The organism is Pandoraea eparura, assembly GCF_902459725.1.
Lineage (GTDB): Bacteria > Pseudomonadota > Gammaproteobacteria > Burkholderiales > Burkholderiaceae > Pandoraea > Pandoraea eparura.
Genome location: NZ_CABPSH010000012.1, coordinates 73,994 through 87,478 on the forward strand (window position 1 = coordinate 73,994; position 13,485 = coordinate 87,478).

The window sequence follows — 13,485 nt, forward strand, 5'->3', positions numbered from 1 at the left end:
CGCCGCCAAGCCCCGGGGAGGGTAAACATGCAGTCCACCGGCATCATGCGCATCGGCTTCCGGTTGCTCGTCAACGACAAGGCCAAGTTCTCGGCCCTGTTGGTCGGCATCGTGTTCGCGGTATTCCTGATGACGCAGATGACGGCAATGTTCGCGGGCATCCTGAACCGTGCCTATTCGACCGTGACGAATGTCGGCGCGCAGATGTGGGTTATCGATCCTGCGGTCAACACACCGAACGCCGCCTTTCCGTTACCCAATTTCCTGCTGGACGCGGTGCTCAGCATGGACGGCGTCAAATATGCCGCCCCGCTGTATATCGGTGGCGCCCAGGTCAAGCTGGCCAGCGGCGTCTACCAGTCGGTGAGCGTGGTTGGGCTTGACGATGCGAGCCTGTTCGGCCGTCCGCATATGGAACAGGGGGACATTCTGGACATCTACGCCGACAACGCGTTCGTGGTCGTCGACGATCCGGAAATCGCCAAGCTGGAGCATCCGACAATCGGCACCACGTTCGAAATCAACGACTTTCGCGGCGTCGTCGTGGGCCTGGCGAACGTCTCCGCGAACGGTTTGAACGGCGTTCCAACGCTCTATACGACCTACAGCCGGGCCGTCGAATACATCCCGGGCACCCGATTCACCATCTCGTACATTCTCGTTCAGCCCAAGTCGCCGGCGGCGATCCCCGGCATCAAGCGGGAAGTGGCCAAGCTGGGCTATATCGCACTCACCAAGGACGAATTCAATCAACGAATCGCGAATTTCTATACCTATCAGACGGGCATCGGCACCAATATCCTGCTGATGACCGTCATCAGCTTCATCGTGGGTGCGTCGGTTTCGGGCCAGACGTTCTATACGTTTGTGCTTGAGAATCTGGAGAAATTCGGCGCGCTGAAGGCGATCGGCGCCAAAGGCAGCGAACTGGTGAAGATGATCCTGTTCATGTCTGCGTTCACCGCGTTGACAGGCTATGGCATCGGCGTGGGCCTGGTCACGGTGGTGATTGCCCTTGCCAAGCGCACCTTGCCCAACTATGCGGCCGTCACCACGTTCTGGAATCTCGCGTTCTCCTTCACGATGGTCGTGCTGATCGCGGCGATTTCCAGCTATATCGGCATTCGCAAAGTGTTGCGAATCGAGCCGTTCGATATTTTTCGCGGATAGGTGGGCATAGGTGCGCTCAAGTGCAAATATGCAGCGAGACCCGCGCGGGCGGCGCTGCCACCCATTGACGTTCGTCAATGCGCAACCGCGCCCGGTGCACCAGACTTCAGGCATTACGCGCAATACGCGCTACACGCTGACTCACCGAGCCGCTGTCGGGCCAACGTTGCGGAGTCGTTCGCGCGTCGTGGCCCTCAGACTGAAGGAGGCTTTCGTGCCCCAATCCAATGACAATTTGCTCCGGGCGTGGGCCGTCGACGATCAGGCCTTTGCCCGAACCGCGACGGCCGCCGAACGGCTACGGTTCTGCCTGCAATACGCGATCCTCGCACCGTCCACGCACAACACGCAGCCGTGGCGCTTCGTGATCAGCGACGATACGGTTCTGTTGTGCGCAGACCGCACCCGGGCGCTGCCGGTCAGCGACACTTACGATCGCGAATTGGCCATCAGTTGCGGCGCGGCATTGTTCAACCTGCGCGTCGCCCTGAGCCACTTCGGTTGCCCGTATGTGATTAGAATCATGCCGTCGAGCGCCGACCCGGACGTGCTCGCCAGCGTCCAAATCTCGGACGAGGGTTTCGTGGACGGGCAAATCGCGGCGCTGTTCGCCGCCATCCCGAATCGGATGACCAATCGTCAGGCCTTCGACCCGGCGCCGGTGCCGACGACGACGATCGCGTCGTTGCAGGCCGCGGCCGAAGCGGAAGGCGCGCAACTCGCCCCGACGGCGAACGACGCCGAGCGCTTGCGTCTGGCCGACCTGATAGACGAGGCGGATCGGATTCAATTGGGGGATCCACGCTTTCGCCGCGAACTGGCACTGTGGGTCAATGCCTCGCGTCGCGACGACGGTATGGCGAGCTACTCGGCAAGCGCCGCGAGCCTGCTCGATTTCGCGTCGCCGATTCTGGCGACTGTCGTGCGCACGTTTGACGTCGGCGGTGGTTTGGCGGCAAGCCACCGTCGTCTCGTGGAAGGTTCGCCCCTGCTCGTGTGCCTGGCAACCCGCTCGGACGGTCCGGAACATTGGTTGCTGGCCGGTCAGGCCATGCAGCGGGTGTTGCTCACGCTCACGGCGCAGGGGTTCGATGCGTCGTTCCTCAACCAGCCCATCGAAGTCGAGACATTGCGCGCCGCCATCGGCGCGATGACGGGCAGCGGCGACTACCCGCAGATCCTGCTGCGTGTGGGCCGAGGCCCCTCGCAGGCACACGCGCCACGCCGCGCGCTCGAATCGGTCGTTTCGTAAGCGCGCAACGTTGCCCGAAATCACGAGCGCGCGCCAAGGGCTTGCGCGCGAGGCGTCTTGAGTCGCGAGGGCGGGAATGGGGCCGGAAACACAGGGTGAGCAGGGCGCGCGGCCGTCGATGCTGCTGCAGGCGCTGCGCAAACGGCTGGGCGAACATCCCCTCAGACGCCTGGGTCCGGGGCTCATCACAGGCGTCGCAGACGATGATCCGAGCGGTGTCGTCACCTACACTCAGGCAGGGGCGCAGTTTGGTTTCAATATGCTGTGGACCATGCCGCTCGCGTTCCCCTTGATGGCGGCCATGCAGTTGATCTGTGCGCGCATTGGCCGAGTCACGGGCAAAGGGCTGGCCGCCAATATCGAGACGGCGTTCCCGCCGTTCGTCCTGCGGGGCGTGGTGATCCTGCTCGTCGTTGCCAACACGCTCAATATTGCCGCCGATCTGGCCGCGATGGGCGAGGTGGCGGAGCTGACCAGCGGTATCGATCGGCACTGGATGGGCATTGGCTTTGCCCTCGGGTCGTTGCTCCTGCAGGTCTTCGTGCCATACCACCGCTACGTGGTCTTTCTGAAGTGGCTGACCGTGTCGCTGCTCGCCTACGCCGCCGTTCTGCTGACGGTGCATGTGCCATGGCGAACCGTGGCGCTGCGCACGCTGTGGCCCGACCTGACGATCGATTCGGCGAGCGCGGCCGTCGTTGTCGCGGTGTTCGGCACGACGATCAGCCCCTATCTCTTCTTCTGGCAGACCTCGGAGGAGGTGGAGGAGATGGAACAGGATCCCGCAGCGTTGCCGCTCAGGGACGCCAACGTGGCCGCCGTAACCGCGACCGGCGAGCTTCGGCGCATCGGATGGGACACCTGGACAGGCATGTTCTACTCGGACATTACCGGCTATTTCGTCATCCTCGCGACTGCCGTTACGCTTCACGCAAGCGGCATCCAAAGCATTGACACTGCGGCGCAGGCGGCCAGTGCGTTGCGACCGCTGGCGGGAGACCTTGCGTATGCGCTGTTCAGCATCGGCATCGTCAGTGTGGGCCTGATCGGTGTGCCTGTGCTGGCCGGATCCGGTGCGTATGCCATCGCGGAGGTCATGCACTGGGAAGAAGGCCTCGAGCGCAAGCCCGCTGCGGCGCACGGGTTCTACGGCATCATCGCGCTCAGCATGCTGGTCGCCACTGGTATTCAGTATTCGCCGATCAGCCCGATGAAGGCGTTGTTCTGGAGTGCCGTCATCAATGGCGTGGTGGCCGTGCCGCTGATGATCGTGGTGCTGCTGCTGGCCGCGAGACCATCGGTGATGGGCCAATTCACGGCGAGCCGGCCCATTCTCGCGTTGGGCTGGATCGCTACTGCGGTAATGGGAGCGGCCGTGATGGCGATGTTGCTGATGTAGCAAGTCGGCAAATCAGCGGGGCAGAGGGGCAAAGGGTCAGCGGGTCAGCGGGTCAGCGGGTCGACGACAGCGCGCGACAGCCGCAGGCGCGGGCGCGCCGACGACTGTCGTGCAGGGTGACGTCAGTGCGAGAGCAGCACCGGCGTGGACATGTGCTTGAGCACGGTGCGCGTTGCCCCGCCGAAGACCCGTTCGCGCGTCGGGCCGTGTCCGTAGGCGCCCATGACCAGCAAGTCCGCCTCGTACTCTTCGGTGACCGACAACAACTGCACTCCGTCGCTGGCTTCGGTGTCCTGTCGGACCGATACCGGCTTGGCGCGCAACCCATGCTTTTCCAGCAGATGTACGATCTGCGCCAGTGACGGGTCGTCGCCCGCCGGCGAGCGATTGATACCCACCACGAAGATGTCCTGGGCGCGCCCGAGCAGTTGCCACGCGTCGCCGATCGCGCGTCGTGCTTCGCGCGACCCGTTCCACGCGATCACAATGCGCCGGATTTCCTGCGGCAGGGTCACGTTGTGCGGAAGGCCGAGCACCGGCACGCCTGCCGAGACGATGACCTCCCCAAGGCCATCCACACCGAGTGCGGCGACCCCACCCGGCGCGTCGGGCTGACCCACGATGCAAAGATCCGTGGCCTTGGCAAAATTGGACAGAATCGTTGTCGGCGCACCGAACGGGGCATGCCAGTCGCCGACGATCTCGTGTTCGGCACAGACTTCCTGGAAAAGCTTCTCCGCGGCGTGCAACGCCGCCTGTGAGCGTGCCTCCGTTTGGAAGTGCTCTCCGGACGACTCACGTTGGCCCGAATGCACGGCACCCGGCCGGTGTGGCACATAGAGTCCGGCGAGACTGGCATCGTGCTGGCGCGCAAGCAGCCCGCTGAAGCGCAGGCGTGCGGCGCTCGTCGCGGTGTCGTCCACATGGACACAAATTCTCCGTAAGCTCATTTCCTTCCTCCTCGCATGGGTCAACTGCGCTTGCGCCTGCGACAAGGCGGATTGCCGCGCAGGCATGATTTGTTATACCGCGGCAAATCCACTCGGCGGCGAGATTCACGCGCGCGAGTTGATGCGAATCAAGATCGCGCGCCTTGCCTGCGGCGCGCGTGGCCCCGCGTGAAGTTGATGTCGGTCAAGCGCTGCCGAGAGAAGCGGGCAAGGCACCCGGCAAGGCGCTAAGGTGAAATGACTCGGCGCCATCGCCACAAGCGTCAGAAACGTTTGCGACGGCGCTACCGATTTCCCGGCACGGAGTTCCCCCATGAAGACAGATGCTCAACTGCAACGCGACGTGATGGACGAACTCGCTCGCGATACCAACGTTCACGCCAGCGAGATCGGTGTCGAGGTGCGAGACGGCATCGTCACGCTCTCGGGCGAGGTCGCGAGTTTCTTTGAAAAGTGCGAGGCTGAGCGCATCGCAGCCAAGGTCGCGGGGGCGCGGGCGATTGTCATCGGCCTCGAAGTCGTGCCCATGTCGAAGGACCGCCACACCGACGCCGACATTGCGAGAGCCGCGCTTGCCGTGTTGAAGTGGCACGCCGGCCTGCCGGACGATGGCATGCACGTCAAGGTCGAGAACGGCTGGGTCACGCTGGCGGGCGACGTCGAGACTTACACGCAGCGCGTGTTGGCGGAGAGCGCCGTTCGCACGTTGCGTGGCGTCAAGGGCGTCATCAACGACATCAAGGTGCTCAGCGGCCCGCATCGCACGGAAATCGTCGGGCATATCGCCGCCGCGCTGGCGCGTCAGGCGCAGCGTGAAGCGCGTCACCTGGAAATCTCGATATTGGGCAATGGCGAGGTGCTGTTGACCGGCACGGTGCATTCGCTCGCGGAAAAGGAAGCCATCCGGGGGGCGGCTATGAGCACGCACGGCGTATGCGCCGTGGTGGATCGGCTGACGGTAGAGTAAGCGCGCCTCGTGATGGCCATGGCGCGGCGCCCGCCACGCGGGCACGATAGACGCAGGAGAAGCCTGATGAACGCAGACCTGGAGGCCGTCATTCTGGACGTGCTGGACACGTGCCGGGAGTTGTCGCTCGCGACGCTCATGGCGGATGGGAACACGCAGTCCGACATCGTTTGTTTTGTCCATCACGGGCTCGACATCTATTTCGCCACCGGACGCGATAGCCGCAAGATGGCGAACATCGAGCGCGCGGCGCAAGTCTCGTTCTGCCTTTACAAGCCCTATGTCGGCTGGCCGGACATCAAGGCGCTGTCGGTCCACGCGTTCGCCGAAATCCTGCCGGACGAATCTGCCGAGCGGTCATTGGCGATGCGACTGCTCGACGAGCGCTTTCCGGACGCCTGGACCCGCGTTCCCGAACACGGATCGAGCCGCTCCACCATCGTCAAGCTCGAATGTTGGGCGATTCAGGTGCTGGACTACAGCCGTGGGTTTGGCCATGCCGATATCGTCACCGTGCCATCGAAACGTCGCTGCGAATAGTGGCCGACTCGCTGGCTGAATCATCGCAAATGAGGGGGAAGGGATCATGTACCGCAACATTCTGGTGGCATTCGATGCCAGCCCGCCCTCCGAGACTGCCCTGATTCACGCCGCCAGGCTCGCGAAGGCGCTGGGCGCGAGCCTTCGCGTCGCTTACGTCGAAGTCGACCCGGCGCTGTATTTTCCGTTGATGGCTGCAGCGCTGCCGTCGGTCGCCGACATGCAGAAGGCGCTCGATGCCGAGACGCTGGCCGTTCGGGAAGCCGCCCTGGACATTCTGGCACGCGAGGGCGTGGCGGCCGATTTCGCGACGCTGCCCTTGATGGACAGCCATATGCACATCGCCGATCGGGTGTTGGTCGAGGTTCGGCGCGTAGACGCCGATCTCGTGGTCACCGGCTCGCACGGCCGCCGGGGCCTCGCGCGCATCACGCTCGGCAGCGAGGCCAATCGCGTGCTGCAGCGCGCCGACCGGCCCGTGCTCATCGTGAAGTCGCCCAATCCGTAGGGGCTCGATAGGGTATCGATAGCCCTTTTGGGGGGCGCCTGCGTCGCCGAATACCCGGGGCGCAGGCGGATGCGCGTCAGCCGGCCTGATTGACAACCAGCAACGGACGATCGATCACGCGGGCCACCCGTTCGTTCTCATGACCGTTGAACCACGAGAACAGCCCGTGACGATCCTGAGCGCCCACGACCACGAGATCCGCATCCCATTCCTGCGACTCCCGGAGCAGGGCTGCGGCCACGTCTTCCGTCAGGCGCGTGTGCGACACACGGCTCTCGATCTCGCCCTTGGCACTCAGTTCGGTCATGATCGTCGTGGCCTGTCTGAGCGCGCTTGCGGCCTGGAGAACCTCGGGCGCCCCCGAGAGAAGCGATGCCTTCAGTTCCGACACGTCGACCCCGCGGTCCTCCACATAAACGGCCAGCAGGCTGGCATGCGGCGGCGCGACTTGCATCCCCACGCGCACCGCGTGCAGCGATGCCTCGCTGCCGTCGACCGCGAACAGGATCCGGCGCGCATGGTGTAGCGACGATTCGGTCGCTTGCTTGGGAATCATGAGGATGGCGCGATGCGTTTGCTCGGCCAGCGCCGCAGACACCTTGGTCGCCAACAGCGTGGCAATGCCGGCGGCAGGTTCCGCGCCGACGACGACCAGATCCGCTTGCCATTCTTCGGCGACGCGGGCAATGCCCGCCGAGATTTCCCGGTTGCCCAGCGCAGGCCCCAGCAAACGCTTGTGCACCTGTGCGCCGGTGCGCTGCAATACTGCCTGCGCGCCCTCCAGCGCCACAAGTTCGTCGCGCCGGAGTTCGTCGAACGCCGCACTGACATCGGCTGGCGTGCGCGAGTGCGGCGTCAGGTACGCCTCGGGGTCTTCGAAGAACCCCAAGACCAGAACTTGCGTGTCCGGCGAACAAAAGTGGGCGGTGTATGGAATGGCGTTCAGCGACGCGCCGCTGGGATCGACGGCAACGAGGATGCGCCGGAATGGCTTGGGAAAGCCATGCGGCGACAGCAGTTGGGAGACAGGTTCCATGGTCGAAGTCGCCTGATAGGGCGATCCTGGTCGATGAATGCTTAATAGCATAGCGGGTACAGGGGCGGCGCCATTGCGCTCGATCAACGATCCACGCCAAGACGCGCAGCCGACCATCCGCTTCGCCTATGCTATACCGAGCACTGAGCGTCATGAACGGGTGCGCGATGACCGAATCCATGCTCGAAATCCTGCCATATGCGACCGCCCTGGCGATCGGCTTGCTCATCGGTGCCGAGCGAGAGCGCCGCAAGGGCACGACCCATGAGCGTGCGGCGGCGGGCATTCGGACGTTTGCGCTAACGGCCGTTCTCGGGGCAGCGGCCGAGGCGCTGGGGGGCGTTTGGCTGTTAGCCGCCGTGGTGCTCGCGCTCAGCGCCGTGTTGATCGCGGCGTACCTACGTCCCCACGACGACCCCGGGATCACGACGGAGGTCTCGTTGGTCTTGACGCTGCTGCTCGGCGCGATGGCGCAACGCAACCCCGCCCTGACGATCGCCATCGCCGTGGCCGTCGCGAGCGTGATGCAGGTGCGGTTTCACCTGCATCGCCTGGTGACGCGCGTCGTGACGGAAGCCGAATTACAGGATGTCCTGCTGCTCGCGGTGGCCGCCCTCGTGATACTGCCGATCCTGCCGAATCGGCCTATCGACGTCTTCGATTCGGTCAATCCGTCCACAATATGGCGCTTCACGGTCGTCATGCTCTCCATTGCCGTAATCGGCCATTTTGCCCAGCGCGCGCTGGGGCCGGGTGCGGGGTTTCCGGTCACGGGGTTTGTCTCCGGGTTCGCCTCCAGCATCGCCACCATCAGCGCGATGGGCGCGCAGGCCAGGCAGAACCCTGCCTTGTTGTTGCCCGCTGCGGCGGGGGCCGTGCTCTCCAGCGTCTCGACCATGGTGCAGTTGGCCATCGTGATCGGGACGATCTTCCCGGCCGTGTTGATCCAACTTGCGCTGCCGCTGGGCGCCGGTGCCGTTGTCGCCATGTCGTACGGCTTTTTAGCACTTTGGCGTGCGAGCCGAAGTGCCGCGCCGCAAACGGTGCACATCGGGACCGCCATCGATTTGAAGTCAGCGTTGGTGCTGACCCTGAGCGTCTCGCTGGTCATGTTGGCTTCCGGGGCGCTCTCCCATTGGTTCGGGAAGTCCGGCTTGCTGGCAGTCGCCATGGTGGGGGGCTTGGCCGACGCGCATTCCGTTGCGGCCAGCGCCGCAGCACTGGCCGCACAAGGCAGGCTGAGTGTCGCGGACGCCGGCCTTCCGATATTGGCCGGTGCGTCGACAAACGCCATGGTCAAGGGGATTGCGGCGCTGGTATCCGGGGGACCACGTTTCGCGAAGCTCGTCGTGCCGGGCATCGTGCTGGTGATGGCCGCCGTCTGGCTCGGCTATGTCTTTGCGCCGTCGATTCCGTGACCGGCGCCACGTCGTCTCTTGATGTCAGTCAATTCGTCGGCGCTTCCGCGATCTAGATTAGACAACGTGCGACATGGGTCGCAGCCCCCCTGGGCGCGCAGCGCCCGTCATCTCACGGAGTCAGTCATGGCAAACCTCACCCGATTCGATCCATTGAATTTCGACGAGCCATTCGAGAACCTCATTCGCAACGCGTTCTGGCGTCCGCTCGCGCTGGAGAGTTCGAAGCGCATGCAGATCAAGCTCGATGTCACGGAAGACGACAAGCAATTCACGGTGCGTGCCGATATGCCCGGCGTGAGCAAGGAAAACATCAAGGTGGCCCTCGACGGCAACCAGGTGTCCATCAGCGCGCACGTCAGCGACACGACGGAAAAGAAGGACAACGGCAACTTCGTGCACCGGGAGCGCTATGAGGGCGATATGTATCGCAGCTTCTCGCTGTCACAGGCGGTCGACCGAGACAAGGCCGTGGCGAACTATCGCGACGGCGTGCTGGAACTGGTGCTGCCGAAGCGTGCCGATGCCGGCCAGCGCGAGTTGACCATTCAGTAAGCCGCCTCGGCGACATGGGAGGGTGCCGCTCGGGCACCCTCGCGGCAGACAAATTCAGCGCTAGTGCAGCGTTTGCGGAAGCGGGATGAACGCAACGCCACGCGGCATGGATTCAAACTCGGGTGGCCGCAGCCCGTCAATGACCTGACACGCATAATCGATCGCGCATCGCAGTGCGCGGTATGGATCTGAATCCAGCCGCTCGTTCAAGGTGATCTGGATCACGACGCCTTCGTTCGGCGGGTCATCCGACAGAGTGCAGCCGTTCTTGCCCGTCGCGCTGCGCACGATGGCCACGGGCAAATAGCGCCGATCCCGGCTCGGTACGGCATACCCTCCGCAACCGACAAGTTGCGCGTGAGCCTCGATAACGAATGTCTTGTAATGTTGTCGCAGCATAGACATGAGAACCTCATTGACACTTGGGATCGCCAGCCCGATCCGGTGAGATGGAAGGGCAAGTCCGTACTTGCCATTTATAAGCCTGCGCTGGGCAAACGCCATGACCCAGGTCAATTCGTCACGCTGTGGATTCGATGACGCATCGCCCACTGGGCGCAACGATGGCACCAGCGTTTTGAACGAAAGGCGTCTGCGCTCTCGGCGGCGCATCGTCTCGGCGGATTGACGACTCCCATTCGTCTATCCGCTGGCCTTGGTGTTCTCATTCGTAGTGATTCTCCCGCGGGACGGGCGGAACCGCTGATGAAGGCTCGCTTAACCAAGACAATCGCGCCGGGCATTCCAATCCCTACCGCGTTTGGAAGGATTCCTCTCATCTTTTTGGCGGATGGGCGACCGACCGATAACGGTAATATCTCTTGAAAATTGAGCAAAATGCACTTTAGTCAAAGGAGTCGCCGTGGGCTCGACAAGGCACGCGGGCCCCGTTGAAAAGGCCCAGTCCGAGCGGGTGGCTTGCGCTCGACGATGGCAGGGCTATAGTGGGGCCATAAGTCACTGTATGGCTCGTGTTGGTAACGACGCGGATCAACCGTAACGCGCCGCCGCCTCGACGGTGTCGCGGGGGACGCGAGTCGAAGGCGTTGCCGGGTAGCCTCGTCAGGACGAGGCTGCCACCAGATTCGGAGGCAAGGCATGACGCGTGTCATGATCGCGGACGATCACGCCGTAGTACGCGACGGGTTGAAACACATCCTGGAGGATGCAGGAAAGTTCGACGTCGTGGGTGAGGCGGCGGACGGCGCCCAGATCCCCTTGATGGTCAACGATTGTGCGCCCAACGTGTTGCTGCTCGACCTCTCGATGCCGGGACGAAGCGGTCTGGAGCTAATCCGGCTGCTGCGCGATTCCCATCCCGCGTTGCGCATACTGGTGCTCACCATGCACTCGGAAGAGCAATACATCGTGCGTGCGTTCCAGGCCGGCGCGGCGGGATATCTGACCAAGGAAAGCGCGGCGGACGAGCTGGTCACGGCCATCAATCATGTGGCCGTGGGCGGCACCTATGTCAGCCAGTCGATCGCGGGCAAGTTAGCGTCGAGCTTCCAGGGCAATAGCGACGACATGCCGCATCGCCGCCTGTCCAACCGAGAACTTGAAGTCTATCGACGCCTGGTCCGCGGCGAACCGCTTACCACCATCGCCAATGCGCTGTGCGTCAGCCCCAAGACCGTCAGCACCTACAAGATGCGTCTCATGGAGAAGATGCAGATGCCCAACGAGGTGCAACTGGTGCGCTACGCGCTTCGCCTCCATCTCTTTGACGAGGGCGACAACCTCTGACGCGGGCACGTCCGGGCCTCGATCGCGACGCGGCGCGTGTACGACGCCCTTTGCCGCAGCCGACGTCAGCACGTGCCAAGTGCTTCGCGGTTCAACAGCGTAATGCGCTTTCCCGAAACCAGAATCAATCCTCGGCGCTGGAACCGCGAGAGCGATCGGCTGACCGTCTCGAGCTTCATGCCGAGATGGCTGCCCATGTCTTCGCGCGTCATTCGCAATGTGAATTCGCGCGGCGAGTAGCCCCGCAGCGCGAAGCGGCTTGAAAGATTCAAAAGGAAGGCCGCCACCCGTTGATCGGCGGTCATGCTGCCCAGCATGACCATCTGCGCCGTCTCACGTACGATCTCGGCGCTCATGAGCCGATGCACATGCTGCTGAAGCGGGGACAACTCGCGGCACAGCACTTCCAGGGACTGGAATGGGATCACGCAGACGGCGCTATCTTCGAGGGCAAACGCATCGCAGGGGTGCGACTCGGCGACGATGCCGTCCAGGCCGAGCAGGTCGCCGGGAAGCGAGAATCCCGACACATACTGGCGGCCCAGCGAATGCTGCGCCACGGTCTTGAATGATCCCGAGCGGACCGCGTAGAGACTCTGGAACGCATCGCCGGCCCGGTAAAGGGCGTGTCCCTGCCGGACCATTCGCCACGTGCGCACGACGGATTTCAGGCGCGCCGCCTCGTTGTCGTTCAGTGTCGACGCCACACAAAGATGTCGCAACACGCATGTCCCACACTGCGACGCGGGATGCGCGATCAGCGCCCTCGACGCGGCGTCGCCCGCCATGGGGAACGCATCAACGGCGCCGAAGTGATGTCCGGCATTCGCCAAAGCCTGTGATTCGTACATCGCCGTCTCCCGGCCAGCCAGCGGCCCGCATGCACCGATTGCGCGCGCGTTACGCGCGCAACGCCCAGCATGCATGGAACGCGTCGGTTGTCTCCCTGCGTGTGCCTGCCCGTGCTCGCGCGCTGCCTGGCGCTGCCTTCAAGAGGCACGTTCTGTCGTTCGGGTAGGGGCTTGATGCCAAGTATCGCGACGCTGGCGTCGCAGGGAAAGCAGGCGTGGCTGATATCTCTGTAGGCAGACGCACGACCCGTGTCAGGGAATCCTTACGCTGACGGTCTTGCTTGAGCGCGAGACGGGAATGCTTGACATTGGCTAAACCGGCGCGCCGCGCGGTGGCTACCATGGACGTATGGGGCTCTCGCCCGCAGTCCGAGGAGAACGTCAATGCCATTTGTCGATCGGGCCGATGCCGCACGCCGGCTAGCCAAGGCACTCAACGAATTTTCGGGCAAGCACCCGCTGATCCTGGCGGTACCGCGCGGCGGGGTGCCCATTGGCGCCATCGTGGCCGATGCCCTCGGCGGCGAACTGGACGTCGTCCTGGTGAGAAAGCTGGGCGCTCCCGGGAATCCCGAGTTGGCGGTCGGCGCCGTGGATGAGAGCGGCTGGACCTACCTGACACCGTACGCGAGGCGGGTAGGCGGCGATAGCACCTATATCGAGCACGAGCGGCTGGTGCAACTCGACACCCTGAGGCGTCGCCGGGCTCGCTTTACGCCGGGACGACAGCGGGCGAATGTAGCGGGCCGTGTGGTGATCGTCGTGGACGATGGCATTGCCACGGGCGCCTCGATCATCGCGGCCTTGCATTCGGTGCGACAGCTTGCGCCGGCGCGGTTGGTTTGCGCAGTGCCCGTGGCCCCGCCAGATGCCTTGCGGCACATCGCCGCCTATGCGGACCAGGTGGTCTGCCTGGAGACACCGGTCGATTTCGGCGCGGTAGGCGCTTTCTACCAAAAATTTCCCCAGGTCAGCGACGACGAAGTCGTTGCCTGCCTGCGTTCACGGTGATGGCCCACGTATTGGCTACGTATTGCCCGCGAATCGCTCGCGCATTGTCCGTCGTCGTGCGCGCCGTGCCCGTCCCGAGTAT

The 13,485-nt window shown here is 63.7% G+C and carries 14 protein-coding genes; 10 read left to right on the top strand and 4 right to left on the bottom strand.

Annotated features, from left to right (window positions below):
- The first annotated feature begins 27 nt into the window (after positions 1–27).
- The 3 genes from PEP31012_RS19675 (at position 28) to PEP31012_RS19685 (ending at position 3,821) form a co-directional block, all read left to right on the top strand.
- Positions 28–1,170, top strand: coding sequence for an ABC transporter permease (locus PEP31012_RS19675; RefSeq protein WP_150590990.1), 1,143 nt, complete (start codon positions 28–30; stop codon positions 1,168–1,170).
- A 214-nt stretch (positions 1,171–1,384) separates the two neighbouring features.
- Entirely contained in the window at positions 1,385–2,422 is a 1,038-nt protein-coding gene (locus PEP31012_RS19680; RefSeq protein WP_150590991.1) for an Acg family FMN-binding oxidoreductase, read from the top strand.
- Positions 2,423–2,498: 76 nt separating this feature from the next.
- A complete protein-coding gene (locus PEP31012_RS19685; RefSeq protein ID WP_425494977.1) occupies positions 2,499–3,821 on the top strand; it encodes an NRAMP family divalent metal transporter in 1,323 nt (440 codons plus the stop codon).
- Between the two features lie 122 nt (positions 3,822–3,943).
- Here PEP31012_RS19685 and PEP31012_RS19690 read toward each other — a convergent pair whose 3' ends face one another.
- Positions 3,944–4,771 (bottom strand): universal stress protein, encoded by an 828-nt coding sequence (locus tag PEP31012_RS19690; protein ID WP_174978322.1) that lies wholly within the window; start codon positions 4,769–4,771, stop codon positions 3,944–3,946.
- Positions 4,772–5,084: 313 nt separating this feature from the next.
- On the opposite strand from PEP31012_RS19690, the gene PEP31012_RS19695 reads away from it, so the two are divergent.
- The 3 genes from PEP31012_RS19695 to PEP31012_RS19705 all read left to right on the top strand — a co-directional run bounded on the left by PEP31012_RS19695 (position 5,085) and on the right by PEP31012_RS19705 (position 6,786).
- The gene (locus tag PEP31012_RS19695; RefSeq protein WP_150590993.1) at positions 5,085–5,738 is read left to right on the top strand and encodes a BON domain-containing protein; all 654 of its coding nucleotides are present in this window, start codon (positions 5,085–5,087) and stop codon (positions 5,736–5,738) included.
- A 66-nt stretch (positions 5,739–5,804) separates the two neighbouring features.
- A complete protein-coding gene (locus PEP31012_RS19700) occupies positions 5,805–6,278 on the top strand; it encodes a pyridoxamine 5'-phosphate oxidase family protein (protein ID WP_174978323.1) in 474 nt (157 codons plus the stop codon).
- A gap of 46 nt (positions 6,279–6,324) precedes the next feature.
- Positions 6,325–6,786, top strand: a complete 462-nt coding sequence (locus tag PEP31012_RS19705; RefSeq protein ID WP_150590995.1) for a universal stress protein — start codon at positions 6,325–6,327, stop codon at positions 6,784–6,786.
- Between the two features lie 76 nt (positions 6,787–6,862).
- On the opposite strand, the gene PEP31012_RS19710 is transcribed toward PEP31012_RS19705, so the two are convergent.
- Complete coding sequence (locus PEP31012_RS19710; RefSeq protein ID WP_174978324.1) at positions 6,863–7,822, bottom strand: universal stress protein; 960 nt, start codon at positions 7,820–7,822, stop codon at positions 6,863–6,865.
- Between the two features lie 167 nt (positions 7,823–7,989).
- Between PEP31012_RS19710 and PEP31012_RS19715 the strand changes: the two genes are divergently transcribed.
- Both PEP31012_RS19715 and PEP31012_RS19720 read left to right on the top strand, forming a co-directional pair.
- Positions 7,990–9,240 carry an MgtC/SapB family protein gene (locus PEP31012_RS19715; RefSeq protein ID WP_174978325.1) on the top strand — a complete coding sequence of 417 codons (1,251 nt, stop codon included), beginning with the start codon at positions 7,990–7,992 and terminating at the stop codon, positions 9,238–9,240.
- Positions 9,241–9,366: 126 nt separating this feature from the next.
- Positions 9,367–9,795, top strand: a complete 429-nt coding sequence (locus PEP31012_RS19720) for an Hsp20/alpha crystallin family protein (protein WP_150590998.1) — start codon at positions 9,367–9,369, stop codon at positions 9,793–9,795.
- A gap of 60 nt (positions 9,796–9,855) precedes the next feature.
- Here PEP31012_RS19720 and PEP31012_RS19725 read toward each other — a convergent pair whose 3' ends face one another.
- A complete protein-coding gene (locus PEP31012_RS19725; protein WP_150590999.1) occupies positions 9,856–10,299 on the bottom strand; it encodes a hypothetical protein in 444 nt (147 codons plus the stop codon).
- A 594-nt stretch (positions 10,300–10,893) separates the two neighbouring features.
- Here PEP31012_RS19725 and PEP31012_RS19730 point away from each other — a divergent pair.
- The gene (locus tag PEP31012_RS19730) at positions 10,894–11,541 is read left to right on the top strand and encodes a response regulator (RefSeq protein ID WP_150591000.1); all 648 of its coding nucleotides are present in this window, start codon (positions 10,894–10,896) and stop codon (positions 11,539–11,541) included.
- 65 nt (positions 11,542–11,606) lie between these two features.
- Here PEP31012_RS19730 and fnr read toward each other — a convergent pair whose 3' ends face one another.
- Positions 11,607–12,392 carry a fumarate/nitrate reduction transcriptional regulator Fnr gene (fnr, locus tag PEP31012_RS19735; RefSeq protein WP_150591001.1) on the bottom strand — a complete coding sequence of 262 codons (786 nt, stop codon included), beginning with the start codon at positions 12,390–12,392 and terminating at the stop codon, positions 11,607–11,609.
- 384 nt (positions 12,393–12,776) lie between these two features.
- Between fnr and PEP31012_RS19740 the strand changes: the two genes are divergently transcribed.
- A complete protein-coding gene (locus tag PEP31012_RS19740; protein WP_150591002.1) occupies positions 12,777–13,403 on the top strand; it encodes a phosphoribosyltransferase in 627 nt (208 codons plus the stop codon).
- Positions 13,404–13,485 lie beyond the last annotated feature (82 nt).

What these genes read in the sequence shown, in the direction of transcription:
- PEP31012_RS19675 (WP_150590990.1), top strand. Translation starts at nt 28, where the DNA reads ATGCAGTCCACCGGCATCATGCGCATCGGCTTCCGGTTGCTCGTCAAC.
- PEP31012_RS19685 (WP_425494977.1), top strand. Translation starts at nt 2,499, where the DNA reads ATGGGGCCGGAAACACAGGGTGAGCAGGGCGCGCGGCCGTCGATGCTG.
- PEP31012_RS19690 (WP_174978322.1), bottom strand. Translation starts at nt 4,771, where the DNA reads ATGAGCTTACGGAGAATTTGTGTCCATGTGGACGACACCGCGACGAGC.
- PEP31012_RS19695 (WP_150590993.1), top strand. Translation starts at nt 5,085, where the DNA reads ATGAAGACAGATGCTCAACTGCAACGCGACGTGATGGACGAACTCGCT.
- PEP31012_RS19700 (WP_174978323.1), top strand. Translation starts at nt 5,805, where the DNA reads ATGAACGCAGACCTGGAGGCCGTCATTCTGGACGTGCTGGACACGTGC.
- PEP31012_RS19705 (WP_150590995.1), top strand. Translation starts at nt 6,325, where the DNA reads ATGTACCGCAACATTCTGGTGGCATTCGATGCCAGCCCGCCCTCCGAG.
- PEP31012_RS19710 (WP_174978324.1), bottom strand. Translation starts at nt 7,822, where the DNA reads ATGGAACCTGTCTCCCAACTGCTGTCGCCGCATGGCTTTCCCAAGCCA.
- PEP31012_RS19715 (WP_174978325.1), top strand. Translation starts at nt 7,990, where the DNA reads ATGACCGAATCCATGCTCGAAATCCTGCCATATGCGACCGCCCTGGCG.
- PEP31012_RS19720 (WP_150590998.1), top strand. Translation starts at nt 9,367, where the DNA reads ATGGCAAACCTCACCCGATTCGATCCATTGAATTTCGACGAGCCATTC.
- PEP31012_RS19725 (WP_150590999.1), bottom strand. Translation starts at nt 10,299, where the DNA reads ATGGCGTTTGCCCAGCGCAGGCTTATAAATGGCAAGTACGGACTTGCC.
- PEP31012_RS19730 (WP_150591000.1), top strand. Translation starts at nt 10,894, where the DNA reads ATGACGCGTGTCATGATCGCGGACGATCACGCCGTAGTACGCGACGGG.
- fnr (WP_150591001.1), bottom strand. Translation starts at nt 12,392, where the DNA reads ATGTACGAATCACAGGCTTTGGCGAATGCCGGACATCACTTCGGCGCC.
- PEP31012_RS19740 (WP_150591002.1), top strand. Translation starts at nt 12,777, where the DNA reads ATGCCATTTGTCGATCGGGCCGATGCCGCACGCCGGCTAGCCAAGGCA.